Genomic DNA, 3,882 nt, shown 5'->3' with positions numbered 1-3,882 from the left:
TGGGCACAAGCTAAATGTAAAAAAAGAGCGCTCGGATGCGACGCAGATATTTTGTTCGCACTCAATATGGTGTAATCAAAATTAAGTCGCTTAGCTATATTTTGTTTTAATCCATATGACTTGACCAGTCAATGGAATAATCTGCCATAAACCTGTAGCCTGAGCCTGTGAGGTCGCATGGGGGGGATTAAAAGCACTTTCAACGATAGGAAGCAGCGCAAGCTCCATTGGCAGGTGGCGTTGATCAATTTTTTCAACAATCCAGTACATGTAACGCTCTGCGGGTAATGTCACATTCCGCAAATAGCTTTCTTTGGTCAAATAAGATTTGATTTGATTTCCGATCCTGGCATTATCAGGAATATCCATTTTCAGGTCATTACTAATATAACCCCACAAATCATATAACCCCACAAATCATTTTCTATTAAATAGGCTGATTCCCAAGTGGTAGTTTCAATATCTTGATTGGCTGAAGACGGAACTGGTGTTTGCTAATTGGGTGTCATTTGACACCCAACAAGCAGAAAAGAGGCGAATAGTATCGCTTTTGTCTTCATTAATGTAACCTATCCTAGGTTGTTATTTATTCAATTTTTTAATAAAGAGGGAATGATACTGATCTCGTTAGCTAACGACAACCATCAATTTAAAAGCGATCTTTTAGTTTGCGAATTTTGGCAAATACATCACAATTTGAACAAGTAGCAGGAGAAAACCCCAATACTTTTTGTAAGTAAGGATCGTCATATCTTAAGAAGATATTGATTTTTTTTTCTACTTTAAGTTGTGATGGCAGTGTGGATTGTTTTTGGGCTCGTTTTTGATTCACGGCTAAAGTATAAGCTTTTATTGCTTCATCGTGGGGTAGAAAATAATTGGCAAATACCATATTCGCAGCGGTATATTCATGTGCGCAACAGACTAGTGTCTCATCAGGTAAAGCTTTAAGCGTCTCAAGCGAATGATACATTTGTTCAGCTGTTCCTTCAAAAATACGGCCACAACCACCAGAAAATAGGGTATCACCGCAAAATAGATATGGTTTTTGATAGTAAGCAACATGTCCTAAAGTATGTCCAGGTACGGCAAAAATTTGCCATGAAAAGCCGGCAAAATTTAGCTGCTCTCCACCTTTTATGATACATGTTGCTCCTTTGCTACTGGTTTCCATTGGACCATAGACGACTAATTCGGGATAATATTTTTGTAATTCTTTAACGCCATCGACGTGATCATGATGGCGGTGAGTAAGTAAAATAGCGACCGGTTTTATAGCATTTTTTTGCAAAAATTGCTGCACTGGCTTAGCAGCACAAGGATCGACAATAATACAGTTACCTTGATAGATTAATAGCCATATATAATTATCAACTAAGGAAGGAATTCTGATAAGCTCCATAATATAATAATGCCTCATAGCTAAAGGGTTAGAAGGATATTACAATGAAGTCAGCTCGTATTGCTCAACGATCTAAAATGCCTGACTCCTGGGAAGATATTCCATGGGGAGAGTATTATCGTATTGCATTGAACCAGAAGCTACAACTATGGTGGCCAAAAATATTTGGTTTCCATTTATTAAAAATTGGCCAATTGAGTTTACAGATTGATACCAAAGCATCGCTGATTACCCATCAATTTAGCATGAATATAGCTGGAAATAACTGTCAATTATTAGGTGATCCTAATGAAATGCCTTTCGAGAACAAATCGATTGATGCCTGTCTTTTGATACAAGAACTATCTTACAGTACTAACCCACATTGGTTATTGCGTGAAGCTGATAGGGTTTTGGTGAATGATGGTTGGCTAATTTTATCTAATTTTAATCCTTTTAGTTTGCTAGGGTTAGGAAAATGTATTCCTCTTTTGCGTAAGCGGAAACCCTATCGTAGTCATATGTTTTCGACCTGGCGTCAACTTGATTGGTTGAGCTTATTGAATTACGAAGTACTGCAGCGACAAAGTTTTCAAATTATACCCTGGATGAATCCTGATCATTTTATCAATAGAAATTTGCAATTTGCCGGTTGTATCAATCTTATCATTGCCCGTAAAAGAACGTTACCGTTGACGCCAACACCCATAAAATTTATGCGAACCCGCATGAAAATAGGTAACACAATGGGGGTTGTTAAGTGTTGGCGCAAACGTCATTAATTTTGTTTCGTTTGGTAGCCGCTATCCTCTTCTGTGGGTGAATTTGCCGCATTTCTTGCTAATTCATCGCATCGCTCATTTTCTGCATGTCCAGCATGGCCTTTGACCCAGTGCCATTCTATTTGGTGTCTAGAAATTGCTGCGTCTAATCGTTGCCATAAATCAAGATTCAAAACAGGTGATTTATCTGCGCGTCGCCATTGGCGATTTTTCCAGTTGTGGATCCATTGGGTGATACCCTGACGGACATATTGACTATCAGTCGTTAGAATAACCTGGCAGGGTTGTTTAAGCGTTTCCAAACCAATAATGGCAGCCATTAATTCCATACGATTATTGGTGGTACGAAAATACCCTTTTCTTAATGTTTTTTTATGTTTATTATAACGCAGTAAAATACCATAACCGCCTGGGCCTGGATTGCCTAAGCAAGAACCATCGGTAAAAATTTCTACCTGTTTCGTCATTTCTGATAAACTCATTTTATTCGTGATTTATAACCCTAAGTCTGACATAAAAAGGCACTATGAGCACTGTGATTACACGACAAATAGTTCTTGATACGGAAACTACTGGTATGAATAAGCTAGGGATCCATTATGAAGGACATAATATTATTGAAATTGGCGCGGTAGAAGTGATCAATCGCCGCTTAACTGGCCGTCATTTCCATGTTTATATAAAACCAGCACGATTAGTTGATCCTGAAGCTTTCGAAGTTCATGGGATTAGTGATGAGTTTTTACAAGATAAACCAACTTTTGCTGAAATAGCCGATGAATTTTTAGATTTTATTTGCGGCGCTGAGTTAATCATCCACAATGCCCCTTTTGATATTGGGTTTATGGATGATGAGTTTTCCAAGTTAAATAGAGATATTCCACCGACAGCAAACTTTTGTCAGATCACTGATAGCTTGGTATTGGCCAGAAAGCTGTTTCCGGGAAAACGGAATAATCTTGATGCTTTATGTGATCGCTATCATATCGATAATTCAAAGCGTACACTCCATGGCGCCTTGCTCGATGCAGAGATCTTGGCCGAAGTCTATATGGCAATGACCGGAGGACAAACTTCGTTAGCTTTTTCAGTTGATTCAGAGCCAGGTAGTGAAACCTATACCGATGATATTAAACGAATAGAACGCTCAGCAATGGGATTAACCGTGATTTATGCTAATCAAGAAGAAATTACTGCCCATGAAGAAAAACTGGATCTGATTGAAAAGAAAAGTGGAAAGATTTCACTTTGGCGTTCCGATGATTGCGAAAAGGATCAGGTTAAACATTAATCATTGTTACACTTTTATCTGAAAAAGTGCGCAAATAGTTATTTTTTCTAAAAAATATTCGCGTATAGATTGCTGATTCGTAATATCATGGCCGTTCTTAAATCGATTATACCGTGGTGCGGTAGTTCAGTTGGTTAGAATACCGCCCTGTCATGCCGGGGGTCGCGGGTTCAAGTCTCGTCCGCACCGCCAATATTATAAAACCCTGAGTATAAGCCTTGGGGTTTTCTGTATTTTAAGATAATAAACATTCTTTTTGCCAGAAAATCATATCCAATCTCACAGCCTCTTTGCTTAGAAAAAATTATGATATTCGTGTTTTGATTTTCGCTATAGCTAAGCGACTTAATTTTGATGACATTATTTATATGAGCTATTCAATTGATTTTAGACGTAAAGTGATATTTACGATGGAAGAAGAAGGGTTG

General features: G+C 38.1%; 4 protein-coding genes, 1 tRNA gene and 1 pseudogene. 3 read left to right on the top strand and 3 right to left on the bottom strand.

The genetic code is table 11. The annotated features are described in order from the left end of the window. Positions 1-101 precede the first annotated feature (101 nt). Positions 102-402, bottom strand: a pseudogene (locus tag ARSQ2_RS10345) (transglycosylase SLT domain-containing protein); the annotation flags it as partial. A gap of 247 nt (positions 403-649) precedes the next feature. Next, complete coding sequence (gloB, locus tag ARSQ2_RS10340; protein ID WP_181995251.1) at positions 650-1,402, bottom strand: hydroxyacylglutathione hydrolase; 753 nt, start codon at positions 1,400-1,402, stop codon at positions 650-652. Between the two features lie 44 nt (positions 1,403-1,446). Between gloB and ARSQ2_RS10335 the strand changes: the two genes are divergently transcribed. Next, positions 1,447-2,163, top strand: a complete 717-nt coding sequence (locus ARSQ2_RS10335; protein ID WP_181995250.1) for a class I SAM-dependent methyltransferase — start codon at positions 1,447-1,449, stop codon at positions 2,161-2,163. Here ARSQ2_RS10335 and rnhA read toward each other — a convergent pair. Continuing rightward, complete coding sequence (gene rnhA, locus ARSQ2_RS10330; protein WP_181995252.1) at positions 2,160-2,630, bottom strand: ribonuclease HI; 471 nt, start codon at positions 2,628-2,630, stop codon at positions 2,160-2,162. The genes ARSQ2_RS10335 and rnhA overlap by 4 nt on opposite strands. A 59-nt stretch (positions 2,631-2,689) precedes the next feature. Here rnhA and dnaQ point away from each other — a divergent pair, with 59 nt between their 5' ends. Further along, on the top strand, positions 2,690-3,454 hold the full coding sequence (gene dnaQ / locus ARSQ2_RS10325; RefSeq protein WP_181995249.1) for a DNA polymerase III subunit epsilon: 765 nt from the start codon (positions 2,690-2,692) through the stop codon (positions 3,452-3,454). A 115-nt stretch (positions 3,455-3,569) separates the two neighbouring features. Further along, a tRNA-Asp gene (locus tag ARSQ2_RS10320) sits at positions 3,570-3,646 on the top strand. Positions 3,647-3,882 lie beyond the last annotated feature (236 nt).

It is taken from the genome of Arsenophonus endosymbiont of Bemisia tabaci Q2 (genome assembly GCF_902713415.1).
Lineage (GTDB): Bacteria > Pseudomonadota > Gammaproteobacteria > Enterobacterales > Enterobacteriaceae > Arsenophonus.
This window is presented reverse-complemented; position numbering and strand designations above follow the sequence as displayed.

Excerpts from the sequence above, each read along its gene's own strand:
- gloB (WP_181995251.1), bottom strand. The coding sequence starts at position 1,402 with ATGGAGCTTATCAGAATTCCTTCCTTAGTTGATAATTATATATGGCTA.
- ARSQ2_RS10335 (WP_181995250.1), top strand. The coding sequence starts at position 1,447 with ATGAAGTCAGCTCGTATTGCTCAACGATCTAAAATGCCTGACTCCTGG.
- dnaQ (WP_181995249.1), top strand. The coding sequence starts at position 2,690 with ATGAGCACTGTGATTACACGACAAATAGTTCTTGATACGGAAACTACT.
- rnhA (WP_181995252.1), bottom strand. The coding sequence starts at position 2,630 with ATGACGAAACAGGTAGAAATTTTTACCGATGGTTCTTGCTTAGGCAAT.